Origin of the sequence: Ruminococcus sp. YE71 (genome assembly GCF_900119155.1) — a bacterium.
GTDB lineage: Bacteria > Bacillota > Clostridia > Oscillospirales > Ruminococcaceae > YE71.
This window is the reverse complement of record NZ_FPIR01000010.1, coordinates 1-25,661: the sequence shown is the minus strand read 5'-3', so window position 1 is coordinate 25,661 and position 25,661 is coordinate 1. Positions and strand designations below refer to the sequence as shown.

Genomic DNA, 25,661 nt, shown 5'->3' with positions numbered 1-25,661 from the left:
CTCTCGCAGGAGGATATGAGAGCCGGCGAATCCCTGTCAATAGAAAACCAGAAACTTATCCTCACCAAGTATGTCAAGGAGCAAGGTTGGAATCTTGTGGATACCTACGTCGATGATGGTTGGAGCGGTACTGATTTCGACAGACCTGCGGTGCAGAGATTGCTGTCCGATGCTCAGTCGGGAAAGATCAACCTTATCATTTGCAAAGACCTCAGCCGTTTCGGTCGTAATTATATTGAGGTCGGCAGATATGTGGATTACATTTTTCCAAGTTACAATATCCGCTTCATCGCTCTGAACGACAATGTGGATACTGCAAGCAAGGATACCTCCGCACTTGACATGATGCCTATCGTGAATTTGTTCAATGAGTGGCACGCTGCTTCTACGAGCAAGAAGATCAAGGCTGTCATCGAAGCCAATGCAAAGGCTGGCAAGTACCGCACGACCTGCGCTCCGTTCGGGTACACGAAAGGCGATGATCCGAATCATCTGCCTGTGATCGATCCCGATGCCGCACCTATCGTTCGCAACATCTTTGAAATGCGGGCAAGCGGAATATCTCCGCATCACATTGCTGATAAGCTCAATGAGGACGGCGTACCGATCCCCTCGGACTATTACTATGCAAAGCTTGGCAAGCCTAATCCTCGCCGCACAAGGCATATGTGGAGTCCGGAATCCGTCAGGCAGATACTTCACAACTACACCTATCTCGGACATCTTGTTCAGCTCCGCACCAGAACGGTCAGCTATAAGAATCATAAGGTCATCAAAAATGACGAGAAAGATATGATCGTTGTGAAAAATACGCACGAAGCTATTGTTTCTCAGGAGCTTTGGGACAGAGTGCGTGAGATGGAGCAGTCGGTATCGCAGGGCAAGCGTAACAGCAGTGGCTATGTTGCTAACCTCAGTGGACTTATTTACTGTCAGGACTGCGGAAACAAAGTCCGCCTTGCGTGGAACAACACCACGAACGGCAGTAAGAAAAAGCCGAGAAAGTATCTTCGCCACAATTACAACTGCACCTCTTACATGAAGTTTGGCAAGCGTTATTGTCCCAGCCACTACATCAAAATGCAAGATATGGACGCTATTGTGCTTGAAGATATTCGCAGTCTCGCTCAGCTTGTTGTAGAGGACGAGGAAAAGACAAAGGCGGAATTCCTCGCTCGCAAGGCAAAGCGCCACGAAGAGCAGTATTCCGTTGACACCAATAAGCTCACAGAGGGCAGATACCGCTTGCAGGAACTTGACACGCTGATCCAGAATATCTATGAGGACAAAGTCCTCGGCAAGGTATCTGAGGACGTGGCGATGAAGCTGATAGCGAAGTATGAGACCGAACAGAAAGAGCTGTCCGCAGAAGTTGCTGACCTTGAAGAAAAGTTCTCAACGATCAGGCAGGACGAAGAAGATGTAGCCCTGTTCATGGAGCGACTGAGAAAGTACACCGATGTGCAGGAGCTTACCCGTGAGATGTGTCTGGAGCTTATCGAGTATATCACCCTTGATGCCTATGTGGAAGGGCAGCCCCGTGATATTTATATCTACTACAAGCTGCTTGATGAACCGCTCAAGGACAAGAGAAGCCTGTTTTAAGGCGCATTTACGTTATTTATCAACCATACGAAGTGTGTTACCATTTGGCAAAGGGACTACTTTGAACACCTATACTCATATCAGATTTGAGGACGCTGAGCGTGAAATGAAGCGAGTAGCAGGCATAAAAACAGCCTGAGTTTTACCACAATTTTACCACAGATGAAGTCAAAAATATGAGAAAATATGAGAAGATTTGAGATAATATGAACAAAATCAGCTTTGCGGCAATAATACCCCAAATGCCGAAAATGCCTGTATTTACGGCGTTTCAGAGGAGAGTAAAAATATGATAAAAATCTGTTTCGTCTGCCACTAACATAGTGAACGATAAAATCACGGATCTCCTCCTGTGTCAGCACTGTTTCTTCTTTCTTTTTCATAGTAAACCTCCTTTGTATTCAGCTTAACTCGCACTGAATTCACGCTGTGGCTCTTATCAATAAATATACCATAGATCCCGATCTGAGTCAATAAGCTGTTCAAGCAATTCTTCGTCTATTTCTATTTTTATTTCTTCCATTATTATGATCCGCTTTGATTAAATGTTATCTATTCTTCACTTCAGGTTTGCAGATAAAATATCCAAGTTTTCCGTCAAAAGCACAATAGTATATAGGGATATAATGCTTTTCTGTTAATGGCTTGCAAATAGCACTCGAGCAAAAAAGTCAGCAATATGCAAAAATTTCCTGTTAAGCTCTTGACTACACACACTCGAGAGTTTCACCCGTTAGAATTTGCCCGTCGGGCGAACAAGTAAGAGGCCTCAACGCGAGACCTCTTTTTGCCTCCTCTATCCGATCGTTTTCTCTGTATTTTCCTAAATATTTTAGGTCAATCATTTTTTCACTTTCTGAATAATTTTTCTCTGAATTATTATTCAGAAAGAAGAGCTGCTTTTATATCATTATTATCATTGGGTGTCAAGTAGATGTATGATCGTTATTGTCAAATTCGCAGTTTTGATATTTATATCAGCAGCATACGAAACCACACGATATACTGCTTACCTTCACAAGTCAGTATCTTAACAATTCGTTGTATGCCTCTATAGCGTATCTGTCAGTCATTCCAGATATGAAATCTATTATCGCCTGCGCGTAGATCTGCTTTGTTTCAAGACATCCGTATATCTTTTCATTATCATAGCGCTTATACTTGCCGAGTACATTTCCAAGTAATTCAGGAGACAGATATTTATCAAGATGGTCTAAGAAATCAGGTATCAGCATTGGAAAAAGTTTTCTCATATTCAACAGGTTCTTTATGGTATCTGCGCCCAAATACGTGTCTATAAGTATATCATATATCGCCCTGATCACAGTACTTACATACTTTTTATATCTATCAAACTTTTTGTTTTTGTATATCTTTTCATAATTGAACCGTTTTATCTCATTTAACATCTCATTATAGTCTTCACCAAGCATTATTCCAGTATCCGGCGAGCTGGTTTCACAGATACTTACAATAAAATCATGTATTATTACTGTAGTGTTGATGGTCGATTCTCCATATCGTCTCGCAATTCTACCGAGTTCTCTGAGTTCATGCACTCCGATAAAGCCTAATCTGACCGCATCTTCAATATCCCTTCCGAGATATGCTATCTTATCTGATATCTTAACAACAAAGCCCTCCCAGGTGTACGGCTGATACTCGCCCGAAGTACTGAAAATATTAAGATCGATCGCATCGGAACGAGGTCGGATACCATTTTCATCGACCTCACCGCAATGAGATAGCAAGATCTGATTCCGAATACTCTATCAGTCCTGCCGCATCTACCCATTTGTATTCCGTCGTTTCAGTTTCCAGAAGAACAACTGTGTTCTTTGGGCAATCGAAGGTCGCAGTAAAACAGTATACCAGACTATGACTTTTATCGCTGAATGCTATGTTTATCAGTTCAAGTTTTTCCACCGTAAGACCTGTTTCTTCAAACAACTCACGCCTTGCACATTCTTCGGCATTTTCACCCTGCAACGCAGAACCTCCCGCACCTGCTTCCCAGTATCCGGGGTAAACATCTTTGCTGGTATGTCTTTTACACAGAAGAAAAGTACCGTCCCTATGCTGTACCAGTACATCACTCACCAGATGGTAACGACCCATTGGTATCTCAAGAAAATTTCCGTGTCTGCGTTCCCAGACTTCTCCCGTTCTGTTCCCTTTGCGGTCATACAGATCCCACAATTCCATGGCAGATCCTCCTTTGTCAATACTGGTTTTATATCCTGATACTCATATCAGTCCGATGCATTTACTACCGCTGACTGAACTGTATCTCCATTCTTCAAATAGGCATCAAGCAGCTGCTGAAGCATTCTGTCACGGTCGAAAAGAAGTCGGTCAAGCTTATCAAGCTGCTTTTCAAGCAGGGATATGGAACGTTCATATGCTTTTCTGCGCTCCTCATATATCGCCAGTCGCTTATCAAATTCTTCCTGCTTGCTTTCAAGCTGTACAAGAAGATCATCTATCTGACGATTGCGCTCTTTCAGCATCTGCTTCAGAGCAATAAGATCATCCGAGGAATAATCATCACCATAAACATCTATAAGCGCTTCATATATCGGTGCAATGGACTGATAATGAAAATTCTTTTCCTCAGAACCGTCAGCAAAAATGTCATACATTGTTCTCGGAGATACATAACCGCCGTGATCGGCTACTATATCCTGTATCTGCGGAATAGACATACCGTGCTGATTTTTTATCTCTTTGATCGTTTTGATCCTTTGTCTTAATGTTCTTTCCATAAACTATCCTTTCAAAAACTTGCAGGAAACTTGCAAGATCATTTCATTGAATAATACCCAGTAATCCTGTATAATTAATCATACGGCTGCGTATTTCACCTATGGGATGTACAACTTACTCATTAAAAATTAATATGACTATCCCTTTAGCACACCAACTAAAAATGCGGTAAACAAAAGGATAATTGAGCGCCCCATATCTTTCCCCCGCCTGCGGCGGGGGAAAGATATACGCCAAGAACCTTAAGTTCTGTATAGCCGCTGTTTTTGTGGTGTGTCAGCGGGATAACCACAAAAATTAATATGTATGTTATTTTACCATATTTGAAGTACTTTGTCAAATATGATCATTTATGCACTTGATGCAATATTGGATCAATGTAAAAATATTAAGGAAGGTTTGGATGAAGTATGATCATTGAAGAAAAAGAAGAACTGCTGGCGACAAAGCTTGCAGACAGATTAAAGAAAGAAAATATAAATGCTGTTGCAAATGGTAATGTACTCAAAGTGCAGGACTATACATTCGTACTGCAAAGTTCAAATGAACAGCCCATACACTGTGGGGTTAGGTACGAAATGCCTTCCGGATACGGTGAGGAGACACTCTACAGCTACATAAAAATGACTGTTTCTACCCCGTTGGAAAGAAAAATAGAAGATATGACAATAGATACCATACTTTCCCTGGGAATATCCCGTGCACTGAAAGGATATCTGTATCTTGCCGAATCGATAGTAATGTGTGTTGTAAAACCGGATAAGCTTTATTGTCTGAGCAAGGATGTTTATCCTGAGATCGCTCAAAAATACGGCGTTGATATGTCCTGCGTAGAACGAAGCATACGCCACGCCATAACCAAAGCCTATTCAGAGGACCCGACACCAATGCGTTCAATGTTCAGAAGACCGATACAACGCCCAAAATGTCAGGAACTGATAGCTGAATGTGCAGATACTATCAGGCGTATGTTTTATTGAGATCGAAAAAGCAGAAAAAGCCGGGCGTTCAGGAAGCACCAATTTGGACGCACACGACTCACCCCAAAATTCTGTGTAAACACAAAATAGTGCAATAGAAAAGTGTATGATGAGACCGATCGTGAAAGCAGTCGGTCTTATCTGCATATTAAGAGATACTGGCAGTTCGTGAAGATTGAGGCATGTTTGAGCTGAACGAGAAGTACAAGGATTTCCCCGAGCGTGTCTCGGAATATGAGATCGACGGGAAGAAGTACATCGTTCACAGCCGTTTCGTCGGAGAGAAAAATATCGACGAAGTGATCGGCAGGCTCGCTTTTGAAAGAGCCTTAAAAGAAACACTGGCGTAATTTTGTCGGCAAGGCATTGACTATACTGGCATTTTGCGCTATACTGAAGATGTCGGTATGGTACTGCTTTGATTTGAAAGGAGTTATAATGGCAAAGCAGACCATGGGACGAAATTCGTCCTACAATGCAGGAATTTACGTCCGCCTCTCGCAGGAGGATATGAGAGCCGGCGAATCCCTGTCAATAGAAAACCAGAAACTTATCCTCACCAAGTATGTCAAGGAGCAAGGTTGGAATCTCGTTGATACCTACGTCGATGACGGTTGGAGCGGTACGGACTTCGACAGACCTGCGGTGCAGAGATTGCTGTCCGATGCGCAGTCTGGAAAGATCAATCTTATCATCTGTAAAGACCTGTCCCGTTTCGGTCGTAATTACATCGAGGTCGGCAGATATGTGGACTACATTTTTCCAAGTTACAATATCCGCTTCATTGCCTGAACGATAATGTGGATACTGCAAGCAAGGATACCTCCGCACTTGATATGATGCCGATCGTCAACTTATTTAATGAGTGGCACGCCGCTTCGACGAGTAAGAAGATCAAGGCAGTTATTGAAGCCAATGCAAAGGCTGGCAAGTACCGCACGACCTGCGCTCCGTTCGGTTACACGAAAGGCGATGATCCGAATCATCTGCCTGTGATCGATCCCGATGCAGCACCTATCGTCCGCAATATCTTTGAAATGCGGGCAAGCGGAATAAGTCCGCGCCACATCGCTGACAAGCTCAATGAGGACGGTGTGTCGATTGCACAGCTTGTAGTAGAGGACGAGGAAAAGGCAAAAGCGGAGTTTCTCGCACGCAAGGCGAAGCACCACGAGGAGCAGTATTCCGTTGACACCAAGAGGCTGACAGAGGGCAGATACCGCTTGCAGGAGCTTGACACACTGATCCAGAACATCTACGAGGACAAAGTCCTCGGCAAGGTTTCTGAGGTCGTAGCGATGAAGCTCATAGCGAAATATGAAGCCGAGCAGAAGAAGCTGTCTGAGGAAGTTGAGGAGCTTGAAGCAAAGTTTGCTACGATCAGGCAGGACGAAGAAGATGTTGCACTGTTCATGGAGCGCCTGAGAAAATACACCGATGTGCAGGAGCTTACCCGTGAGATGTGTTTGGAGCTTATCGAGTATATTACACTCGATGCCTATGTTGAGGGGCAGCCCCGTGATATTTATATCTACTACAAGCTGCTCGATGAACCGTTGAAAGACAAAAGAAGCCTGTTTTAGGGCGTATTTACGATATTTATCAATCATGCGAAAGCGTGTTACTATTTGGCAAGGGGACAACGGCAAACTATTACAGTCATCTTGATTTTCATTCAAAGAAAGAATCGGCTGAAACAATTGCAAGACTGTTGGACGGCAACGAGGGCAACGAGAAGGAAGATAAGGATACGGACAATCCGTAAATGGTAGAATACAGCAAGCACTTAGCTTTGTGGATTCAGGGACTTTGAGTGCCGAATGAGAAAACCATTGAAAAAATGGTAGACAAAATGGTAGATAAAGCCTGAAAACCAACAAGCATCAAAGCTAAAAACCGTGTAATATCGTTGTTTTACAGCAAAATAGTGTGGTAGATTTTCCATTCAATCCAACTAACACGGTATATCACGGCAGCGTGGTATTTGACATAGACTCGGCGCAACTTGCGGAAAACGCGATAAAGCTCGAAGGCGAATATGAAGGCAAGCCGATAACAGTCAGGATAAGTCCATTGGAAATAAGGGTTTTGGGGCAAGATGAAAAATATCCTTTTGATGATAAAGAACCGACTTTGGAGATCATTTATAAGGACGGCAGCTGCGAATCTCTGCGATATTCCGGCGGAGGCTGGGGAGGAACCAACCGAGAAATGAAATGGGACGTTTCCTTTGCCGACAACGAACCGATAGACATAAGCGCTGTTGAAGCCATTGTGTTCGACGGCGTGAAGGTCGAAGTAAAATAAGCCGCTTTGCACCGAAGCGATAGAAATATAACAAAAATACAGCAGTCCCGACGGAGCTCTCTGTCGGGACTGTTCTTGTATTATTACCGATTGTACAAGGATTTTAGCCAATTAAACCCCAGCTTTTCCTCGCACTGAATCGAAATGGAATAAGGATTTGCCGTTTTATCGTGGATAACTCTCAGTGCCGTTTATCTTCAGAACTCTATGCGTGAGAGATACTATAATAGCGGCTTGGTGAGTTCAAGTATCAGCTGCGCTCCCACACGCATACCCTTTGCAAATTCATATCGCTGCGCAAGCGAAGTCACAGCTATTTGCGCGTCCTGATACTCTTCAAAAAACTCGGCGCACTCGGGGAGGCGGGTAAGAAGCTGTTTTTCGGCTTCACAAACCCTGTCAACAGCCGACATGTATTCATCACTCAAGCTGCTGTTGTCGGTTGTGCGGAAATAATCGCTGTAATAGATCAGATCAATAATACTTTTCATAAAGCATCTCTCCTTATTATTTTGATTACGATATATTCCGCTGTCTTAGCCTATGGCGGACAACTTTTGGTCAACTATTATATTGAAACTTGCGTCAAGTCGAACAAAAGTGTCTTGCTACGTGTTCGAGTAAAATGCGTGATTGCGCGGGTTTTGGACGATATATAGCAAATTAGCTTAGGACGGGGTTGGTGGGGATTTTAATACCACATTTACCACAAAAAATCAATAGCCGAGCGGCACTTTTTTGCCGAAATCTACGAGGAAAACGCGCCTGACGCATTTTTCTGCGCCCGTTTTGTAACTTGCCTGTAATCGCCGTAATCATTTGTTATTGCGCTGTAGTCTAAGTTTCACAGTTCTATCAACTTCGGCAAATATTTTTTACACATACCGCGATTATAATGTAATTGCGGCGGAATAACGCCGTTTTGAGGAATATGAAATATCATTTCGCTCAGAGAGAAAAAACAGAGCGAAAGAAAGGAAGTGACAGTATGTTTTGCAAAAGATGCGGAAAAGAACACCCCGACTCGGACGGCACCGTATTCTGCCCCGAGTGCGAGAAGATAGTCTACGGCACATCGGGCTCCTCGGCGCACGGGTACGAAAGCGAGCGCTCGGTCAAGATCAACGCAGGGATATACAAGCTCCTGTGCATCTGCATGGGTCTCTGCCTCGTGGCGGGTTCGGTCGTGTGGGCGGCTCTGTTCATGCGCGACAGGATGGACAGCGGCAACCGCTCGGGAACGGTCATCGCGGCTTCGGCTGACGAAGAACCGCAGCTTGCAGAGCCTGCCGCCGCTCCTGCGGAGGGTACAAAGGCAAAAACGACAACAACAACGACCACGACTACTACCACCACGACCACAACGACTACCACCGACCCCTACAAGCAGACCGTAACGCCGAAATTTCTCGACCTGTACGGGATGATGTACGTCATAGTCGATGAACTCCCCGTGAGGATAGGCCCCGGTTACGATTACGAGCGGCTGAGCGTCAAAGTTCCCTCGGGAACAGCTCTCGCGATACACGCCGAACAGCTCGACCCAAAATCGGGTGAGACCTGGAGCTACATAAACTACGACAATGCCGACGGCTGGGTGCCGAAATCCATGCTCTCGGCAAAGAACCCCACCGTTACCACCGTTCTACCCGACGATTACTACTACGGCAGCGACCGCTACGAACTCACCGTAAAGCGCATGGGCGGTCTGAATCTCTACGCAGGCCCGGGCGAAGGCTACGAAGTCATCATGAAGCTGGACGAAGGCACCTCCGTAAAGCGTGAGGGCTACAACTATTTCAGCGTCAAGTGGTGCTACGTCAGCGTCGGCGAACAGTACGGCTGGATAATGACCTACGACGGCGACTGGTTCAACCCCACCTGTGAGTGACAGCAGGAAAGGCGCGGCCCCGCCGCTTATCAACGAACTCATCTTCACCTACAATACAGTAAACAAAACAGCCGCTCGGGTCAGTGCCCGGGCGGCTGCTTGTTTTCAGTTGTCGCTGTTCACGTAATAGGTGCCGAAGACCACCTTTCCGGAATCGCTGTTGTTGATCGGGTGCGGATACTGCCCGATATGACCATTCTCGTCGATATACTGGATGAAAAACTCCATATTCTTATAGTCGATCACCCCGAGATACACAAAGCCTGTCGTGATACCAATGTCATGCATCGAATTGAACAGGAACGCATCGCCCTTCTTGTCGGGCGCTTTCGTAAGCGATAAGCTCAGACCGAGCGTTTCGTCACCCTCTGCATCCCTGAACTCGCCGTTCTTCATGACCTCCTCGAACGACACACCTTCGACCTCTCTGTCCGCGAGATAGACCGCAGCAGCATTGTAGGCGGTCTTTGCGTTGGTGTTGCTGGAGACGGTGTAGGTGTTCGTGTCCATCCTTTCCCTGATCTCATCGAGGGTCATGCCCTTGACCTCGTTTTCCTCGATGCTGAAGTTGTCGATCATGATACCCACTTCGCCGTCGATGATCCAAGCGTGGACTTCATCGAAGATGTACTCCCAGTCGCCGCAGGCAACTACCATGTCAAGCTCCATGAACACGCCGCGCTCGTTTGAGGCATACTCGTCTATCTCGATGCCGTAGATCGCGCTGTCGTCGTGGACGTAGCGGTAGTTTGCGTAGTCCTTCGCAAAATCTTCGGGAACAGCTTCGGAAACTTCTTTTTCATCCTCAATGCCGCCGAAGTTATAATTGTACGCCGAATATTCGTTCATCAGGTCTGTTTTGCTGTAATCATCAGCGGTCATACTGTCTGTCTTTTCTTTCATCATCTCGATGACCGCGCTCAGAAGATCGCTTTCGTTCTCGTTTCCTGATGAGCTGTACTGACTTTCGAGTTTGCTGATCTCATCCTGCATCACGTCGGAGATGGTCAGCAGCGGAATGTAATAGACCGACAGCTCGGCGTCGGGGAGATCGTTGTATTCGTCTTTCGCAATTATTTCAAGGCCGTTTGAGTTGACCAGCTTTTTAAAATTCAGGGAGTTGATATAACCATCCGCATCGCGGTCGATGATGCAGTTATACTGTTCGATCGCTTTCTCCATCACAAGGCAGAGTACATCGGTGTCGTAGGCATCATTGTCATCGCTCTGATATTTGTCCACTATCAGGAGATTCGACTCGTTGACGAAGCCGCTTGCCGCAGGAATGGCGGCGGCAGGCTTGCTGTTCCCGCCGGAGTCGTCCTTGCTCTCCTCCGTGCTTTCCGTATTGCCGTCATCGGAGCCCTCCTCGGAAGAGGTATCCTCCGAGCTTTCCTCACCGCGGCTCTCGGAAGTTTTCTCCTCACTGCCGCCCGATTTTTCGTCATCGATCTTTCCGCAGCCGACAGCTGCAAAAGCCATCGAGAATGCGATAAGTCCTGCAATTATTTTTTTCATAGTGTTTCTCCTTTCAGATATATCTCATTTGTCTCAGAAAATGATCCCGACAGCCGCCGTGATCGCCGCAAGGATCAGGAATATTAACCCGAAACCTGTAACTGCCATACAGATCCCCCCCCTTAAAATAATTTTAACATTTAAAGTATAACATATAAATAAAAACAAGTCAATTCCCTTCGATGCAAAAATGACACTTCTCAACCAAAAAGTGACAATCGTCATCCGTCATGGCTGCGCAAAAATAAAGACTTCCGCGAGGGAAGTCTTTTCGGGTGTCATGCTTTGGAGTGAGCGATCTTCTTTGATATTGCGGGGTTTTTCAGTATGAAGAATGCCGCTACAGAGGTCGTCACCAGCTCTACCAGATTGTATGAGTTGTAGCACGCGCTGTAAAGCGTCTTGTGACGTGCAAAGAACTCGCCCCACGCAGCCGCGTACTCGCCGTAGCAGATAACGCCGCTGATAAAATGGCAGAAAAACTTCACGAGCAGAACCGCCGCAATGGAAAGCGACTGTTTTAAGGGCGTTTTAGCCTTGAACAGTCCTGCAAGACCCAGGCAGGTGAACGGGATGAAATAGTCGAACAGGATGCTTATCGCAAGCATCGTTTTGGTCGGAAGCCATCCGAGGAGACCCTCGGAGATGCCCTGGAAAAACATGAACAGCGACAGAACGAAGCCTGCCCCGAGACCCGCCTTCCAGCCGTTTCGGATGCCGTATACCGTTATCGGCAGCAGCGACAGCAGGGTTATCGAACCGCCTTGCGGCAGAGCGAACAGCTTTACAAAGCTGAGGGCGAATGAGAGTGCCACCATTACCGCACCCTCGACCAGCATGAGCGTTTTTTTGTTCTTCATAATAAAAAGACCGCCTTTCATACGCAGGCGGACCGTCGAACACACATCAACAAACAAAAAACACGTCCGAAGGTTCAGACGTGCGTAAAGACATAGTCATGTAGCTCAGCATGGCTTGCTCCCTACGACGGTGTTGACCGACAGGTTCAAAGGGTCGGGCTTTCGCTCCTCTCAACCGCCTTGACGACAGTTCCCCTGCAAAAAAATATACTATTTTAAGCCGTAATAATTGTATCACGCCGCCGCCCTCTTGTCAATAGGTCATATGAAAATAATCTCTTAAAATTTATTGTAGATTCTGCGCGAAATCGCTTTGAATTTGATTTATAGTCAAAATTATTAAAAAACTCTTGACAACACTGCAAGGTTATGTTATAATTGTAAATGTATATAGGAGGGGGCATTACGCCCTATATTAATTTGACGAAGGATTTGTTGGAATATGACAGAGCTTGAACGCATAGAACAGGCGGAGGAGTATTACAGACGATATCTCCAGAAAGAAGAAGCCATCGTTCAGAACCGTGAAAATCAGGAGTACATCACAAAGTACATCCATGAGGATACTTTCGTTACCGCAAGCTTCAACCTGAAGGATAAGCTCACGAAAGGCATAGGCGTCTCGGCAGCCGCAGGACTTGTGCTGTTTTTCCTGGTGCTCATCGCGACACATCTGCTCCCCGCGCTCGTGCTGGGACTTTTCGTTGGAGTCGGAGGAACTATCTTCTTCTCTTCGCTGTACAAGTACCGCCTTGATGCAGAGCTGCAGCATCAGCATGAAGTCAACGAGGGTATCGCCGAACAGATACAGATACTCAAAGAAAGAGAACCTCAGCTTATCGCCGAGAAGGATGCTTTCGCAGAAGGCCTCGAAAAGCGCGTGACTTTCATCTCGCTTTCGGAAATGAAGTATCTGGGCGAGCTCAGAAATTTTATTGAGAGCGGCGAGGCAGAGACCTGTGAGGACGCGACAATGCTCCTCGAACAGAAGATGCTGTTTGAACAGTTCAACCTCATCATGGAGAATACCGAGATCGAAAAGACTTACACCGACGCCGAGAACAAGGCTCGCTTCGGTGACCCCATCAAGCAGATAAACGAAAAGAACAAGAAGTCTTTGAAAGAAAAGCTGTTCGGAAAGAAAAAGAAGAAATAATACCCGAGCCGCACTTTGGCGAGTGCGGCTTTTTTATTGAGGAGGAAAAGATGAAAAAGATAGCGGCGGCATTTGCCGCAGTGATTATGGCGGTTTCGGTAACCGCCTGCTCGGCGAAGGGTGAGGATAACGGCTCTTCGGCGGTCAAGACCGAGGCGCAGACGAGCGCTTCCGATGAGAGCAAGGCAGAGAACAGCTCGAAAACAGAGCTTAACGTCGAGACTCTTGACAACAGCGAATGTACCGAGCTTATCGATTGCATCAAGACACAGCTTCAGGCTGCGAAGGACGGCGACTACGAGAGCTTCAAGAAGGCGATGTCCTATGACCTGATGGCTGAGCTTGCGGCAGAACAGATGGGCGACACCAGCGCCGAACTCATGACCGAGGAACAGTCGGACGAGATGATAATGAAACTGTTTGACATGATCTCGCAGACCGCAGGCAGCTACGACGGCGAGCTCGATGATCTGGTGGTGCAGGCCGATAAGGAACAGGTGTACAGCGTCAGTGTGTACTCGGTGTCATTTATGGCAGGAGGGGCGAAGTACTACGCCTTCGCGTACTCGAAGGATGGCAGATACGGCGCGGCTCTCGAAAATGACGTCAGCATCAATAAGCCTATGGAGGAGAAAGTCCAGGGCATCGCCGACAACAACGCACGAATAATCGGAAACGCTGCCGAAGCTGCGGCGGAGAAGTTCGGCAAGCTGGCGGACGGCAGCTACACCTTCGACATCAGAGAGCTCGCGGCTATAGAGTCGCCCGACAACGCACTCGACGCGATAAAGTCGGCAGTCGCAGAGAGTTTCGCTTTCGACCCGAGCGTGAACGAGGGACAGATGTTCCTGCTCATAAAGAACGGCAAGGTCTACGCCCAGTGGAAGAGCCCCGACGAAGAACAGCCCATAATCGGCGAATACCCCGCTCACGAGGGAGACTACACACCCATCTGGCAGCAGCCCGATACTGCCGGCCGCTGACAGCCGTGTGTCCCCGCGATGCCCTCATGTGTCGCCGATGTATACACAAAAACCTCACAAAAGACCATCCGAGGATATAAAAAGGATACATCACGACAATATAATGATACTTGTAAGGAGCCGATACGACAGACGTAAAGGCGCGAGCCGGTGGTTGTGCGGTGTTGCCTTAAAATATATTTGATGGAGGTATCATTATGAAAATGACAAGAGGATTTATCGCAGGAATGGCAGCTATGACTATAGCACTTTCTTTCGCAGGATGCGGAAGCGTCAGCGACACTGAGGAGATCGCCAAGGAGGTAGCAGAGGCTCCCGCAAACGCGGCGGCGGCAGTTACCAATACCTACGACGTCAAGACCGCAGACCCCGACGACCCCGATGCGGCTGTAAAGAACAACATCTACTTACAGCTGGCGGCGGCACAGCACAACGACAAGGAGACCTATGCCGAGGCTATGGACAGAGATTTTCTGTCGAAGGTCGTCGAGAGCTCCTATGGCGAAAAGCTCGATGACGAGACATGGAACGACCTGTTCTCGGAGTCGTGGGACGGTGTACACGACGAGATGAAGAACGTCAAGGGCGATTACACCATCGATAACTACACCATTCAGACCGACCTGACCGAGACCTTCGACAACGGAAAGATAGACTGCTTCTCGTTCACCATCAAGGGCGACGACTTCGAGATAGGATTTGTCGGAAGCGTTTTTGAGTTCGACGGCAAGACTTCGGCTTACCTGAACGTCGGCGCTCCCGAAGACGAGATGTACAGCGCACAGCTCGGAAACTCCAAGACCGCATGGAACGCGGCGTGTGAGTTCTGCTGTGAGAACGAAGTTCCCGACGGTGAGTATTTCTTCGACGTTACTGCACCGACCGACGACCCAATTGCTCAGAGCATCAGCAAGATGTTCACCGAAGTGGAAGTTGACGGCTTCATCGATGTTGTCGTTGTGGACGGTCAGCCCGTAGCCGCACGCTGGACAAAGAACGCCGACGACGAGGGCGAGTTCTATCCCAATACCGACGAGGATAACAGCGCTGAGATGAGCACCGACGTTCAGCTTGCAAACTCCAAGACCATGTGGAACGCGGCGGCTCAGACCTGCTACGAGAATGAGATAGCTGACGGCGAGTACTTCTTCGACCTGAAGAACCCCACCGACGACGTTATCGCACAGAAGATAAGCGAGATATTCGCGGACGTTGACATCACGGGCTTTGTTTACGTGGATGTAAAGGACGGTCAGCCTGTTTCCGCACGCTGGACAAAGAATGAGAATGACGAGGGTAAGAGCTACCCGACCGCAGAGGAGAAAGCCGACATTACAGAAGAATAATATAAGGGGGCAGAAAATGCTCCCGTGAAAGGAGCATTTCATGAAACATAAAAAGATAAAGTTACTGCCTTCACTGCTGGCGGCGGCTCTGATACTGATGATGAGCGGCTGCGGCAGCACCCCTGATGACAGCGGAAACGAACGCAGTTCATCGGAGGCAAACGAACAAAAGGAACAGCTGACCGCGGCGGCAATACTCGACAGAGTGGCCGCAAGCGGGAAAGCCGAAAGGATGACGGTCCGCGCCGATCTCGGGAGCGAGGATTTCAACAGTGTGTGTGAAAAGCTCTACGGCGTGAAAGCCGAGTCACTCACCGACGGCGGCATAATCTTCGAGGAATCGGGGCAGTATGCCGATGAGGTCTCGGTGCTCAAGGGTGCAGACGAGAGCGTTCTCAAAGACCGCGCTGCTCAGCGTGCGCAGGTCTACGAGGGCTACGCACCCGCCGAAGCGGAAAAGGCTCAGAAAGCCGAGGTATTCACCTATGAGGGCTTCACTATCCTTGTCATCTCGGACAACGCTGCGGATATAAAGAAAGATATAACTTCAATGTAAAAAAAGGCCGATATCGGAACGCATCCGATATCGGTCGTTTTTTTTGTACAGTTAGCTGATCGGCTCAGTAGAATCGTTTCTTCAGATACCTGATGCCGATAAGTATACCCGACAGCACAACGAGCGCCGCCACCACGATGACCACGATTATCACGGGGGTTATCGTGCGCTTGTCGGTCTTGATCTTGCTGATAAGGGAATTGAGATCCTTCTTGTTGTTCTCCTTGACCTGTATCTCGTCAGCACCGTCGTGCTTTTCGGCTTTTACGTTGTAGCCGTCAACGTTCTTGACATAGCTGAGGTCGCCCGCCGAATCGGGGAGCTGAATGGTGATATTGTCAAGGTAGAGCACTGCGCCATCGGTCTTGCCCGTCACGGGTATGTCGAAGATGACCCTTGTTGCGCCCGCTTCCAGAGGGAGCGAGTATGTGCCCATGGTATTGTACTTGTTCACGTTGTCCTCAAGGACGCTGTCGCAGGTGAGGGTCGCGAACTTGTCTGTCACACGAACGTCATTGTCGTCCGCGCCGTAAACGAACACGCTCTTGCCCAGCAGAGTGTAGCTGTCCGACTCGGTCATCCTGTAGGCGAAGCTGAAAAAGCATCCGTCGAAGGACGGCAGTCCGAAGTCCTCGGCATACAGCGCCAGACCCACGATGGAGTAGCTGTCACTGTCCTCACGCTCGGGAGCGTTCTCCATCAGCGGAGTGTTGCTCGTGCCCACCGAAACGCCCGACATGGCAAGGAAGCCGCTCACCGACTTTGATGCGGAGATGCACAGCGAACGCCCCTGATAGAACACATCGGTCTCATTCTTGAATTTCAGACCCGCCTTATCGCCGTCGCGAGTCATATGCAGATAGCTTTTGTAGCTGTCCGAATCGAAGGAAAGGGCAGGTTCACGCTCGGCTGTGAGTTTGTCTGCTTCGTAGCCCTCGGCAACGACAGGTTCTTTCTTTTCTTCTTTTTTCTCATCCTTATCCGCGAAAGCTGACGTACCCATCCCGATGGCGAGTGCGCAGGCTGCAAGCAGTGAAGTAAGTCTTTTCAATAACATAATTACCGTTCTCCTTCCTCAGAGTGGATTTTGTATTTATATTTTACTATATAATCACAGCTTTGTCAAGAAACAAAAACTACATTTTTAATTTTTATTATAAATTTTTAATGTATTACAGATGAATAATCAGACACGGCAGCAGCTTTCGGTGATTGTGGAATTTGCACATTTTAATCTACATACGCGAAACAAAATACTTATAAGTAGGTCATTGATTTTTTCGGTATATTATGGTATCATTATAATTGTCGGTTTATGCCATATGGACAGGGGGAGTTGCTTTGTCATTTGATAAGCGTGCGCTGAAGCACGGCATGAAATACATCTTGCAGAGAACTCTTCTGCCGCTGTGGTTCCGTTCGGGAATGGGTAAGAAGCCCGAGAAACGAACGGTAATATTTGCCGACTCAAACTGCACCGAGCCACCCGAATCTATGCTGCCACTCATGGCAGAGCTGGAAAGACGCGGTTTTGATGTGAAGCCTATGTTCTGCGACTTCAGCAGGACGGGGCTTGCAGGACAGCTGGGGTTTATGCGGCGGTTCATGAAGGCATATGCGTCGGCAGGGGGCGTTGTGGTCTGCAACTACTTCGTGCCGCTGCACGGCTGCACAAAACGTCCGCAGACAAGGGTCGTTCAGCTGTGGCACTCCTGCGGCGCGGGAAAGAAGTTCGGATGGGCTGCCAAGGACGATATACCGCCCGATTTCAGGGGCAGCGTCGCGAAGAACATCGACCTCGTGACCGTCAGCTCGGAAGAGTGCGTACAGGTTTTTGAAGAGGCTTTCCGACTGAAAAAAGGCGTCGCAAAGGCGACGGGCGTCAGCCGCACCGACCTGCTTCTCGATGAAGGCTACCGCGCCGAATGCCGCGCAAAGCTCAGACGCCTGCACCCCGAGACTGACGGCAAAAAGCTGATACTCTACCTGCCAACTTTCCGCGGCGGCGCTTCGGACGCGCAGACACAGGGGCATGAAGCCGTGATGCGGCTCAAGACCTCGCTTGAAGGCTGTTTCACCGCGGTGAGGATGCACCCGAGAGTGAAGGACGGCATCTGCGACCTGGCTGACATGACCACGAATGAGCTGCTCTGCTGCGCGGATATGCTCATCACCGACTACAGCTCGGCTCTGTTCGAGTTCACGCTGATGGACAAGCCGATGGTGCTGTGGTGCCCCGACCTGGACGACTACATTGAAAAACGCGATATGTACCTGGATATCCGCCGCGATATGCCATGCCCCGTCATCACCGACGAGGGTGAGCTCAAAAACGCCGTGACGGAAGAGCTCGAAAAGAGCGACATGGGCGCATACGCCGATTTCAGAACGAAATATATGTCCGCCTGCGACGGCAAAGCCACCGAACGCATCGCGGATTTCCTGACAAAAGGGAGATAAGGAGACACGATAATATATGTCAACTACAAGATCGAATTATTTCTACACGACCAAAGGCGGTAAAAGCACAGGCGTGGGAATGATATTCGCCGAGCACATGGGTCAGTGGAAAAAAATACTGCACCTTGCGATCAACCACCTCAAAAGCACATACAAAGGCGCACTGCTCGGTCCTGCGTGGGCGATAGTAAAGCCTTCGTTCACGCTGTTCATACTGTGGTTCGCGTTCGCCGTGGGACTGAGAGGTTCGGGAACGGTGAACGGCTACCCGAGATTCTTCTTCATGCTGACCGGCTACGTGCCGTGGTTCTACATCAGCGATGCTATCCTCAACGGCGCACGTTCGATACGGCACAACAAGCAGTACGTCACGAAGCTGAGCTTCCCGATGTCGAACATCATGACTTTCACGAACCTGTCGTCACTTTTCATACATTTCATCCTTGTGGCGATAATGTATATCGTGCTCATCATCAAGGGCTTTGCGCCGAGCATATACAATCTGCAATTCTTTTTCTACTGTCCGCTGATGTTCCTTTTCTTCTGGATACTGAGCTGGACGACCGCACCGATGGCGGCATTCAGCAAGGATTTCGAGAACCTTGTCAGCTCCATCATGACGGGGCTGTTCTGGCTGTCGGGCATTGTGTGGGACACGGTGAAAGTCAAGAATCCCATCATCCGCAAGAGTCTGTATCTGAACCCGATAAACTATTTCATCAACGGATACCGCAGAACATTCCTGTACGGTCAGCCGCTCATTGATAAGGAGAATCTGCTTGAGACCGCGATAATGTTTGGCGAGATGATAATCCTGATACTGATAGGCAGCCACTTCTACCGTAAGCTGCGCAAACTCATCCCCGACGTACTGTAAAAAAGGTGTCCATTTCGCAGACGGATCAGAAATAATCAGAGCCCCTGCAAAACGCACTTTCCGAGCTCAAAATGAAGGACCCGCACAAACGAGGAGCGTATCAGTGGGTCCAGCGCCACCGCGCTGGTCAGAGTCCAGAGGCGGAAGCCTTTGGTCAAGAGCACGAGAGTGAAACTCTCGATTGCGCCAAAGGCGCAACAAAAAGCACACCAACCAACAAACATCATAAAATCGGCAAATCCCGAAAAACCGTCCCGAAAGGCGCGCCCCGACAGCTTCAGCCCAACGAAAAAGAACACACGATTTGCCGATTTTATTTTGGCGAGAGAGCGCAAGCGATTCGAGCCAAACACCCAATTTCGCCAAAGGCGAAACACTCCCAAACACAACCCAAAAGCCAAGACCTCAAACCCATAACAAGGAGACCGTATATGAGCGAAAACACAGAGCAGAAAACGGCAGAAAAAGAAGAAAAGACAGAAAAAACAGAACAGCCCCCCGAGACTGCCCCTGCCGAAAAGCCTGTTAAAGAGTTGAATTCAGACCTCGAAGCGATCGACCTCGACGACTTCCCCGAGCCCGATTACAACGCCGAACCTGCCGTGGAATTCAATAACGTCGTCAAGAGCTACTATCTATATAAGAGCGATAAGGCACGCTTCAAGGCGATGTTCACAGGCAATAAGGGCATCGAACAGCACAGCGCTCTCAACGGCGTGAATTTCACTATCTACCCTGGTGAGTCGGTGGGATTCGTCGGAAGAAACGGCGCGGGCAAATCCACGATACTTAAACTTATCACGGGCGTCAGCTTCCCGACAAGCGGCGATATCACCGTCCGCGGTAAGGTCGCGGCTCTGCTTGAACTGACAGCAGGCTTCTCACCCGAAATGACGGGCAGGGAAAATATCTACATGAAGGGTCTGCTGCTCGGTCTCTCCGAACAGGATATCGCTGAGGTCGAGGACGATATCATCGAATTCTCCGAGCTCGATGAGTATATCGACCAGCCCGTGCGCACCTACTCCAGCGGTATGAAAATGCGCCTCGGCTTCGCTATCAATATCAGCATCAAACCCGAAGTCCTCGTTATCGATGAGGCGCTCAGTGTCGGCGACGCTCGCTTCAAGAAAAAATGCCGCGCCGCTATCAAAGATCTTATCCGCTCGGGCGTGACCGTGCTCTTCGTGTCTCATTCCACCGACGCGCTCACGACTACCTGCAACCGCGCTATCTACCTCAAAGGCGGTAAGGTCGAGTATGACGGCACTGTGCTCGACGCTCTCGAAATGTATAACAAGGACGTCGAAGAGATACGCCGCAAAAAACGCGAGAAAAACCTTAAAAATAAACGCATCGCTGAGGCTCGCCTTGAACAGCTCCGCCAGATACGCGACAAAAAACTGGCAGCCGAAGCCGAGAAAAACGAAAATCCTCAGGATGATACCGAAAAAAAAGCCGAAAATGCTGAAAATTCAGAAAATTCTTGAACTTTGGAAGAACTTTCAATGCATTATCACAAAACTATCACATTCGAGAGGTAGAATGAGTACAGAAAAAGTTACAGCACCACAGGTGCAGGGCACTCAGGGTGCATAACTTAAACCGAACCACATATTATTTTTCTCCATCATATTTACTGTAAAGCAAAAAGCCGTCTTGGATAAAGACGGCTTTTTGCTTTAGTTTTTCTTTTTGGGGTAGAGAGTCTATTGGGGGAAACCCTTTTAAAAAAGGGTTCTCCCCCAAACCCCTTTCCTAAAATTTTTAATACTTTTTGGCTTGTGGGTGTTTCTTACCTACTTTGTGTTTATCGGAAAGATCGTGGTTCTTTTCTTCAATTGTATGCCCCTTGCCAAAAAGACGGTCAAGGGTTGTTGACATTTCAGTTGGCGATATTCGGTCACATTGAGACATGGGCGATTAGATATGAGATAGCAAAAAAAGCGGCGGGAGCAAGCCCCCGCCATGCAGTCAGACATTTTCTCTTGAAATGGTGATAGTCTATCTTCCAAATCACATCTATCAAACGACAATATTAAAAGTCTTTGGAATGTGGGCCGCCTTAGCTATTCACGGCAAGGGAAGAAGCTTTCTTCAAGCCGTGCGCAGCTAAGGCGGACGTGCGCAGCTAAGGCGGACGTCCGCAGCTAAAGCGGGTTTCCTCAAGTTAAGTCAACACTCACTCCCCGAAGATCTCGTCGTACTGTTCTTCGGCGAAGGATTCGGGCTGTCTGCCCTCGTAGATGAGTTTTATGAGGGCTATGAAAGCGTGTCTGAAGTCGGGGAGTTCGAGGATAGGGTCGAGGTCTTCGCCGTTGTTGCGGACGACGGTGAAAACGCCGTCGTTGCAGAAGACCTCCATGCATCCGAAACCTGCGCCGAGGAATCTCAGGGAGCGCGGTCTGCCTTTGAACGGGTGTTCGGCGATGACCGCTTCGGCGGCGGCGGCGAGGTCGGCGGCTTTGTCGGCCTCTTCGGGGGTCATATTGCGGAGTTTTTCAAGCTGTTCGTAGGTCATCTTCGGATATCCTCATCAAGGGGTTCGAGCTGTGCGAGATCGTAGGGCGTTTTCTGATAAACGCAGTAATTGAGCCAGTTCGCGTAGAACAGGTTCGCGGAGCAGCACCAGTTGAAGCGCGGCTTGGCGTTCACGCTGCCGTAGGGGAAATAGTGGCGGGGCTTGAATGGGTCGAGGCCCTTGTTGAGGTCGCGCTCGTACTCGCCTGCGAGGGTATCGCGGTCGTATTCCCAGTGGCCCAGCAGGAATATCCTGCGGTGGGACAGGTCGGAAAGAACGTGCAGACCTGCCTCATTCGACTCTGCGAGTATCTCCAGTTCCTCTATCTTCTCCACGTCCTCGCGGCGGATCTCGGTATTGCGGGAGTGGGGGCAGAAGAAGGTATCTCCGAAGCCCTTCATCAGCGGGTGGCTGTGGTCGAGTGTCTTGTGCAGGAACACGCCCGACATTTTGCGCTTGAGCAGGTGCTTCGGCACGCCGAAGTGGTAATAAAGCCCTGCCATCGCGCCCCAGCAGATGTGGATGGTCGAGTAAACGCTCCGCTTGCTCCATTCAAATACCTCGCAAAGCTCATCCCAGTAGTCTACATCCTCGTAATCGATGGTCTCGACGGGTGCGCCCGTGATGATAAAGCCGTCGTAGCGGTTCTCCTTTATCTCGTCAAAGTTCTTGTAGAATTTGAGCATATGCTCCTGCGGAGTATTTTTCGAGACATGGCTGGTCTGCACAAGGTCGATATCGACGTGCAGGGGAGTGTTCGACAGCAGTCTGAGGAGCTGTGTTTCGGTCACGATCTTATTCGGCATAAGGTTAAGGATGGCGATCTTCAGTGCGCGGATATCCTGATGTTCTGCGCGGTCATCGGGGATTACGAAGATATTCTCCTCTTCGAGCGTGGAAAATGCGGGGAGATTATTCGGTATCTGGATGGGCATTTTTTTAGACCTCTCTTTTCTGTACTATCATTACATTATACCATTTTTCTCGCTGAAAAGCAAGTATAAGGGAGTCATTTAATCTATATTTTACAAATTATATCCAAATTCGGGAACTCACGTAACATCTCCTGCAAGGCGCGTGCGGATTTTTTTGCGTAAAAAAGCCCGAAAGACCATTGATTTTTTATTCTCTATAGTGTATAATAAATGTACGATCTTGATACATGAGGAGGATACTTATGCCAAATCCATTTCTCCCTCTCTGGGAATACATCCCCGACGGCGAGCCGAGAGTTTTCGGCGACCGCGTCTACATCTACGGTTCGCACGACCGTGCGGCTTCGGCGGAATTCTGCGACCACAAGCTGAAAGTCTGGTCGGCGCCCATCGATGACCTCAACAATTGGCAGTGCCACGGCGACAGCTTCCGCACCAAGGACGGCGGTGAACGTCCTGCCGATACCGACTGGACACGCAATCTCTGTTTCGCACCCGACGTTGTCGAGAAGGACGGGAAGTACTATCTCTACTCCTACATCGTCGGCGCAAAGGGCGCGGTAGGCGTTTCCGACAAGCCCGAAGGTCCGTTCAGATGTCTCGGTCAGTACATCTATGATGAGGATACGAAGGTCGGCGATGACGGAATCTTCAACGACGCGGGCGTACTTGTGGACGACGACGGCAGAGTTTACGTCTACTACGGTTTCACCGAGTCGAACATGAACGAGCTCGATCCTGCCGATATGCGCACCGTCATCAAGGGAAGCTACAAGCGTCCCGTTATCGGCGACAGCGAGGACATCCCCGAAGACCGCCGATTCTTCGAGGCGAGCTCGCCCCGAAAGATAAACGGCACTTACTATCTTATCTACTCCCCGAGGAAGGGCAGCCGCCTTGCCTACGCGACTTCCGACAGCCCCACGGGACCTTTCACCTACCGCGGCTACATCATCGACAACGGCGTTGATTATCCTGCGGGAAACGACCACGGTTCGGTCATGTGCATCAATGGTCAGTGGTATGTTTTCTACCACCGCATGACGAACGGTTCGATAAGCTCGCGCCGCGCCTGTGTCGAGCGAATCGAGATACTTGAGGACGGCACGATACCGCCCGTTGAGATGACCTCCCTCGGCTTCGAGAAGTCGCTCGACCCGTACAGACAGACCCCTGCCGAGATAGCCTGCGTGCTGACGGGCGGATGCTTCGTCACCGAGAGGGATATCTTCACACGACCCGTTGTCGGCATCAAGGACGGCTGTGTTCTCGGGTACAAGTACTTCGACTTCGGCGACGACTACACGGGCGACAGCATGACCGCGGCGTTCAAGGTGCGCGGTACGGGCATGAACAGCCGCCTGCATATCCGCATCGACGACCGCGCAGGCGAGGATATCGGCGTGGCGGAGATAGGCACTTCCGACGGCGTCTACAGGACGAAGGTGAAGAACGTCACGGGCAGGCACGCAGTGTATCTCGTGGCTGACGACAAGCTCGACAAGGAAGACTGGATGACGCACTTCTTCGAGGGCAGAGCCCTCTTCGAGCTCGAAGAGTTCGTGTTCATGAAGTAAAAAAAGAACGCTCCCACGGCTTTGACAGTGAGAGCGTTCTTTTTCTATATTTGGGGGATCATAGAAGAGTTCACAATAAATAACGCGCCAGTTGTCATCACGCGTTGTTTATGGTTTATATTATTATTATAATAGATATTCTGCAAAAAGTCAACTGTTTTACAAAAAATTATCCAATTGTTTACATCTCCTGCGCCCCTTTGACGTGGCTTCAAAACGTTAATGAGCGGGGGTCTTGTCGGGGGAGGATCTCTTCGGGATCTGCTGACGAGGGTGAAGTTCTCTTTTCGCGCCACTGTATCTAATCATAAATAAACAGGTTAATGTTTGTAGAATATTCACAAAAAAGCTGTTAAAATAATAAATTATTAAGAAAACGCTTGAAATATTGAACCTATTGTGATATAATTGTTAACACGAGGGAAAACATTACCAAACGGTAATAGTTTTCTAACAAGTACAGCTAAAGAAGTGCAGAGCGCTTCAAAAAAATCTGAATAAGGAGGAATTCTTATGAAACGATCTTGGAAAAGAGTAACAGCAGGTATCATGGCACTGTCGATGGTGACAGGCTCGGTGCCTTTTGAGCCTATTTCGCAGGCGGTAACAAGTATGACAGCTGTCACGGCGAGTGCGGACGAAACGCTGTATTCTGTGGGTGCGGGCGGAAGCGCTGATTGTGGAAGTCTGTATATGGATTATGATGATGAGGAATTAGAATACACTCTGAGAGTAACGGTTAATGAAGGATATGAATTTGTTAAAATTACTGCTTGGGATGAGAATTTAGGAGATGAAGTAGAATATACAAATGGTGACCATGTTGATGCCACAACAGCCACTTTTCAGCACAATTTTACAGCATATTTCCAAAAAACCGAAGAAGAAAGCAAAATCGAACTTGACGATAACAACACCGTCATTACATTGGCTGAAAACTCCGCTGACATTGTGTCAGTAAAATACAATGGGCAAACTCTGAGTGAAAACACAGACTACTACGTTCTCTATCAACAGAATTACGCCCAAATTGCCAAGCCCACCGCGCCCGGCGTTTACCAAGTTGCAATCGCCGGTATGGGCGGCTATACCGGTTGGGTGTTTAAGACGTTCTCGATTGCATCGACCAAAACCACCCTCACCGCCGAAAACACCACCGTCACAATGGCAGACAACTCCGCTGAGATTGAATCGGTAGTTGTCGGCGAGACCACGCTTTCGGCGACCACAGACTACACCGTTTCCTACAAGCAGGGCGAGACCGACCTCGAATCAGCACCCACCGAACCCGGCACTTACACCGCTGTTATCACGGGTACGGGT

The 25,661-nt window shown here is 48.7% G+C and carries 23 protein-coding genes, 2 pseudogenes and 1 riboswitch; of the genes and pseudogenes, 15 read left to right on the top strand and 10 right to left on the bottom strand.

The features are described 5' to 3' along the window. The coding region (locus BT142_RS10450) for a recombinase family protein (RefSeq protein WP_242871960.1) at positions 1-1,605 on the top strand (1,605 nt) is incomplete at its 5' end. 80 nt (positions 1,606-1,685) lie between these two features. Here the strand turns inward: BT142_RS10450 and BT142_RS10445 are convergent. The 4 genes from BT142_RS10445 to BT142_RS10430 form a co-directional block, all read right to left on the bottom strand. Then, the gene (locus BT142_RS10445) at positions 1,686-1,988 is read right to left on the bottom strand and encodes a hypothetical protein (RefSeq protein WP_072418143.1); all 303 of its coding nucleotides are present in this window, start codon (positions 1,986-1,988) and stop codon (positions 1,686-1,688) included. A gap of 639 nt (positions 1,989-2,627) precedes the next feature. Further along, on the bottom strand, positions 2,628-3,356 hold the full coding sequence (locus BT142_RS10440; RefSeq protein WP_072418142.1) for a deoxyguanosinetriphosphate triphosphohydrolase family protein: 729 nt from the start codon (positions 3,354-3,356) through the stop codon (positions 2,628-2,630). Further along, positions 3,337-3,810: an NUDIX hydrolase gene (locus BT142_RS10435; RefSeq protein ID WP_072418141.1), complete on the bottom strand. Its 474-nt coding sequence runs from the start codon at positions 3,808-3,810 to the stop codon at positions 3,337-3,339. Before BT142_RS10435 ends, BT142_RS10440 begins: the two co-directional genes overlap by 20 nt. A gap of 47 nt (positions 3,811-3,857) precedes the next feature. Continuing rightward, positions 3,858-4,370, bottom strand: a complete 513-nt coding sequence (locus BT142_RS10430) for a hypothetical protein (protein ID WP_072418140.1) — start codon at positions 4,368-4,370, stop codon at positions 3,858-3,860. Between the two features lie 411 nt (positions 4,371-4,781). On the opposite strand from BT142_RS10430, the gene BT142_RS10420 reads away from it, so the two are divergent. From BT142_RS10420 to BT142_RS10410, 4 genes and pseudogenes are all read left to right on the top strand, one after another. Beyond that, positions 4,782-5,351: a sporulation initiation factor Spo0A C-terminal domain-containing protein gene (locus tag BT142_RS10420; protein WP_072418138.1), complete on the top strand. Its 570-nt coding sequence runs from the start codon at positions 4,782-4,784 to the stop codon at positions 5,349-5,351. Between the two features lie 182 nt (positions 5,352-5,533). Beyond that, positions 5,534-5,701, top strand: a complete 168-nt coding sequence (locus tag BT142_RS19095; protein ID WP_175444926.1) for a hypothetical protein — start codon at positions 5,534-5,536, stop codon at positions 5,699-5,701. Between the two features lie 88 nt (positions 5,702-5,789). Further along, positions 5,790-6,934 (top strand): annotated as a pseudogene (locus BT142_RS10415) (recombinase family protein). A 346-nt stretch (positions 6,935-7,280) separates the two neighbouring features. Further along, the gene (locus tag BT142_RS10410; RefSeq protein WP_072418137.1) at positions 7,281-7,658 is read left to right on the top strand and encodes a hypothetical protein; all 378 of its coding nucleotides are present in this window, start codon (positions 7,281-7,283) and stop codon (positions 7,656-7,658) included. A 221-nt stretch (positions 7,659-7,879) separates the two neighbouring features. On the opposite strand, the gene BT142_RS10405 is transcribed toward BT142_RS10410, so the two are convergent. Beyond that, positions 7,880-8,149: a DUF6809 family protein gene (locus BT142_RS10405; RefSeq protein WP_072418136.1), complete on the bottom strand. Its 270-nt coding sequence runs from the start codon at positions 8,147-8,149 to the stop codon at positions 7,880-7,882. A 497-nt stretch (positions 8,150-8,646) separates the two neighbouring features. Between BT142_RS10405 and BT142_RS19090 the strand changes: the two genes are divergently transcribed. Then, positions 8,647-9,549, top strand: a complete 903-nt coding sequence (locus BT142_RS19090) for an SH3 domain-containing protein (RefSeq protein ID WP_072418135.1) — start codon at positions 8,647-8,649, stop codon at positions 9,547-9,549. Positions 9,550-9,654: 105 nt separating this feature from the next. On the opposite strand, the gene BT142_RS10395 is transcribed toward BT142_RS19090, so the two are convergent. Next, positions 9,655-11,067: a hypothetical protein gene (locus tag BT142_RS10395; RefSeq protein ID WP_072418134.1), complete on the bottom strand. Its 1,413-nt coding sequence runs from the start codon at positions 11,065-11,067 to the stop codon at positions 9,655-9,657. Positions 11,068-11,345: 278 nt separating this feature from the next. Continuing rightward, positions 11,346-11,927 (bottom strand): energy-coupled thiamine transporter ThiT, encoded by a 582-nt coding sequence (locus BT142_RS10385; RefSeq protein ID WP_072418132.1) that lies wholly within the window; start codon positions 11,925-11,927, stop codon positions 11,346-11,348. Positions 11,928-12,029: 102 nt separating this feature from the next. Beyond that, positions 12,030-12,134, bottom strand: a riboswitch (TPP riboswitch). 235 nt (positions 12,135-12,369) lie between these two features. On the opposite strand from BT142_RS10385, the gene BT142_RS10380 reads away from it, so the two are divergent. The 4 genes from BT142_RS10380 to BT142_RS10365 all read left to right on the top strand — a co-directional run bounded on the left by BT142_RS10380 (position 12,370) and on the right by BT142_RS10365 (position 15,968). Next, positions 12,370-13,083 carry a hypothetical protein gene (locus tag BT142_RS10380; protein ID WP_072418131.1) on the top strand — a complete coding sequence of 238 codons (714 nt, stop codon included), beginning with the start codon at positions 12,370-12,372 and terminating at the stop codon, positions 13,081-13,083. A gap of 50 nt (positions 13,084-13,133) precedes the next feature. Next, a complete protein-coding gene (locus BT142_RS10375) occupies positions 13,134-14,066 on the top strand; it encodes a hypothetical protein (protein ID WP_072418130.1) in 933 nt (310 codons plus the stop codon). Between the two features lie 197 nt (positions 14,067-14,263). Continuing rightward, positions 14,264-15,412 (top strand): hypothetical protein, encoded by a 1,149-nt coding sequence (locus BT142_RS10370; protein WP_072418129.1) that lies wholly within the window; start codon positions 14,264-14,266, stop codon positions 15,410-15,412. A gap of 40 nt (positions 15,413-15,452) precedes the next feature. Further along, on the top strand, positions 15,453-15,968 hold the full coding sequence (locus tag BT142_RS10365) for a DUF4358 domain-containing protein (protein WP_072418128.1): 516 nt from the start codon (positions 15,453-15,455) through the stop codon (positions 15,966-15,968). A gap of 64 nt (positions 15,969-16,032) precedes the next feature. Here BT142_RS10365 and BT142_RS10360 read toward each other — a convergent pair whose 3' ends face one another. After that, positions 16,033-17,025 (bottom strand): hypothetical protein, encoded by a 993-nt coding sequence (locus tag BT142_RS10360; protein WP_072418127.1) that lies wholly within the window; start codon positions 17,023-17,025, stop codon positions 16,033-16,035. A gap of 284 nt (positions 17,026-17,309) precedes the next feature. On the opposite strand from BT142_RS10360, the gene BT142_RS10355 reads away from it, so the two are divergent. From BT142_RS10355 to BT142_RS10340, 3 genes are all read left to right on the top strand, one after another. Next, a complete protein-coding gene (locus tag BT142_RS10355) occupies positions 17,310-18,428 on the top strand; it encodes a CDP-glycerol glycerophosphotransferase family protein (protein ID WP_072418126.1) in 1,119 nt (372 codons plus the stop codon). A 16-nt stretch (positions 18,429-18,444) separates the two neighbouring features. Beyond that, the gene (locus BT142_RS10350; RefSeq protein WP_072418125.1) at positions 18,445-19,305 is read left to right on the top strand and encodes an ABC transporter permease; all 861 of its coding nucleotides are present in this window, start codon (positions 18,445-18,447) and stop codon (positions 19,303-19,305) included. Positions 19,306-19,736: 431 nt separating this feature from the next. Further along, entirely contained in the window at positions 19,737-20,795 is a 1,059-nt protein-coding gene (locus BT142_RS10340) for an ABC transporter ATP-binding protein (protein ID WP_072418123.1), read from the top strand. Positions 20,796-21,487: 692 nt separating this feature from the next. Here the strand turns inward: BT142_RS10340 and BT142_RS10335 are convergent. Together BT142_RS10335 and metA are read right to left on the bottom strand one after the other, a co-directional pair. Continuing rightward, positions 21,488-21,826, bottom strand: coding sequence for a hypothetical protein (locus BT142_RS10335; RefSeq protein WP_072418122.1), 339 nt, complete (start codon positions 21,824-21,826; stop codon positions 21,488-21,490). After that, entirely contained in the window at positions 21,823-22,761 is a 939-nt protein-coding gene (gene metA / locus BT142_RS10330; RefSeq protein WP_072418121.1) for a homoserine O-succinyltransferase, read from the bottom strand. Before metA ends, BT142_RS10335 begins: the two co-directional genes overlap by 4 nt. A gap of 242 nt (positions 22,762-23,003) precedes the next feature. On the opposite strand from metA, the gene BT142_RS10325 reads away from it, so the two are divergent. Further along, entirely contained in the window at positions 23,004-24,338 is a 1,335-nt protein-coding gene (locus tag BT142_RS10325) for a family 43 glycosylhydrolase (RefSeq protein WP_072418120.1), read from the top strand. A gap of 513 nt (positions 24,339-24,851) precedes the next feature. After that, positions 24,852-25,661: pseudogene (locus BT142_RS10320) on the top strand (hypothetical protein); the annotation flags it as partial.

What these genes read in the sequence shown, in the direction of transcription:
- BT142_RS10325 (WP_072418120.1), top strand. Translation starts at nt 23,004, where the DNA reads ATGCCAAATCCATTTCTCCCTCTCTGGGAATACATCCCCGACGGCGAG.
- BT142_RS10365 (WP_072418128.1), top strand. Translation starts at nt 15,453, where the DNA reads ATGAAACATAAAAAGATAAAGTTACTGCCTTCACTGCTGGCGGCGGCT.
- metA (WP_072418121.1), bottom strand. Translation starts at nt 22,761, where the DNA reads ATGCCCATCCAGATACCGAATAATCTCCCCGCATTTTCCACGCTCGAA.
- BT142_RS10430 (WP_072418140.1), bottom strand. Translation starts at nt 4,370, where the DNA reads ATGGAAAGAACATTAAGACAAAGGATCAAAACGATCAAAGAGATAAAA.
- BT142_RS10375 (WP_072418130.1), top strand. Translation starts at nt 13,134, where the DNA reads ATGAAAAAGATAGCGGCGGCATTTGCCGCAGTGATTATGGCGGTTTCG.
- BT142_RS10445 (WP_072418143.1), bottom strand. Translation starts at nt 1,988, where the DNA reads ATGAAAAAGAAAGAAGAAACAGTGCTGACACAGGAGGAGATCCGTGAT.
- BT142_RS19095 (WP_175444926.1), top strand. Translation starts at nt 5,534, where the DNA reads ATGTTTGAGCTGAACGAGAAGTACAAGGATTTCCCCGAGCGTGTCTCG.
- BT142_RS10380 (WP_072418131.1), top strand. Translation starts at nt 12,370, where the DNA reads ATGACAGAGCTTGAACGCATAGAACAGGCGGAGGAGTATTACAGACGA.
- BT142_RS19090 (WP_072418135.1), top strand. Translation starts at nt 8,647, where the DNA reads ATGTTTTGCAAAAGATGCGGAAAAGAACACCCCGACTCGGACGGCACC.
- BT142_RS10420 (WP_072418138.1), top strand. Translation starts at nt 4,782, where the DNA reads ATGATCATTGAAGAAAAAGAAGAACTGCTGGCGACAAAGCTTGCAGAC.
- BT142_RS10340 (WP_072418123.1), top strand. Translation starts at nt 19,737, where the DNA reads ATGAGCGAAAACACAGAGCAGAAAACGGCAGAAAAAGAAGAAAAGACA.
- BT142_RS10385 (WP_072418132.1), bottom strand. Translation starts at nt 11,927, where the DNA reads ATGAAGAACAAAAAAACGCTCATGCTGGTCGAGGGTGCGGTAATGGTG.
- BT142_RS10335 (WP_072418122.1), bottom strand. Translation starts at nt 21,826, where the DNA reads ATGACCTACGAACAGCTTGAAAAACTCCGCAATATGACCCCCGAAGAG.
- BT142_RS10405 (WP_072418136.1), bottom strand. Translation starts at nt 8,149, where the DNA reads ATGAAAAGTATTATTGATCTGATCTATTACAGCGATTATTTCCGCACA.
- BT142_RS10360 (WP_072418127.1), bottom strand. Translation starts at nt 17,025, where the DNA reads ATGTTATTGAAAAGACTTACTTCACTGCTTGCAGCCTGCGCACTCGCC.
- BT142_RS10350 (WP_072418125.1), top strand. Translation starts at nt 18,445, where the DNA reads ATGTCAACTACAAGATCGAATTATTTCTACACGACCAAAGGCGGTAAA.
- BT142_RS10395 (WP_072418134.1), bottom strand. Translation starts at nt 11,067, where the DNA reads ATGAAAAAAATAATTGCAGGACTTATCGCATTCTCGATGGCTTTTGCA.
- BT142_RS10435 (WP_072418141.1), bottom strand. Translation starts at nt 3,810, where the DNA reads ATGGAATTGTGGGATCTGTATGACCGCAAAGGGAACAGAACGGGAGAA.
- BT142_RS10370 (WP_072418129.1), top strand. Translation starts at nt 14,264, where the DNA reads ATGAAAATGACAAGAGGATTTATCGCAGGAATGGCAGCTATGACTATA.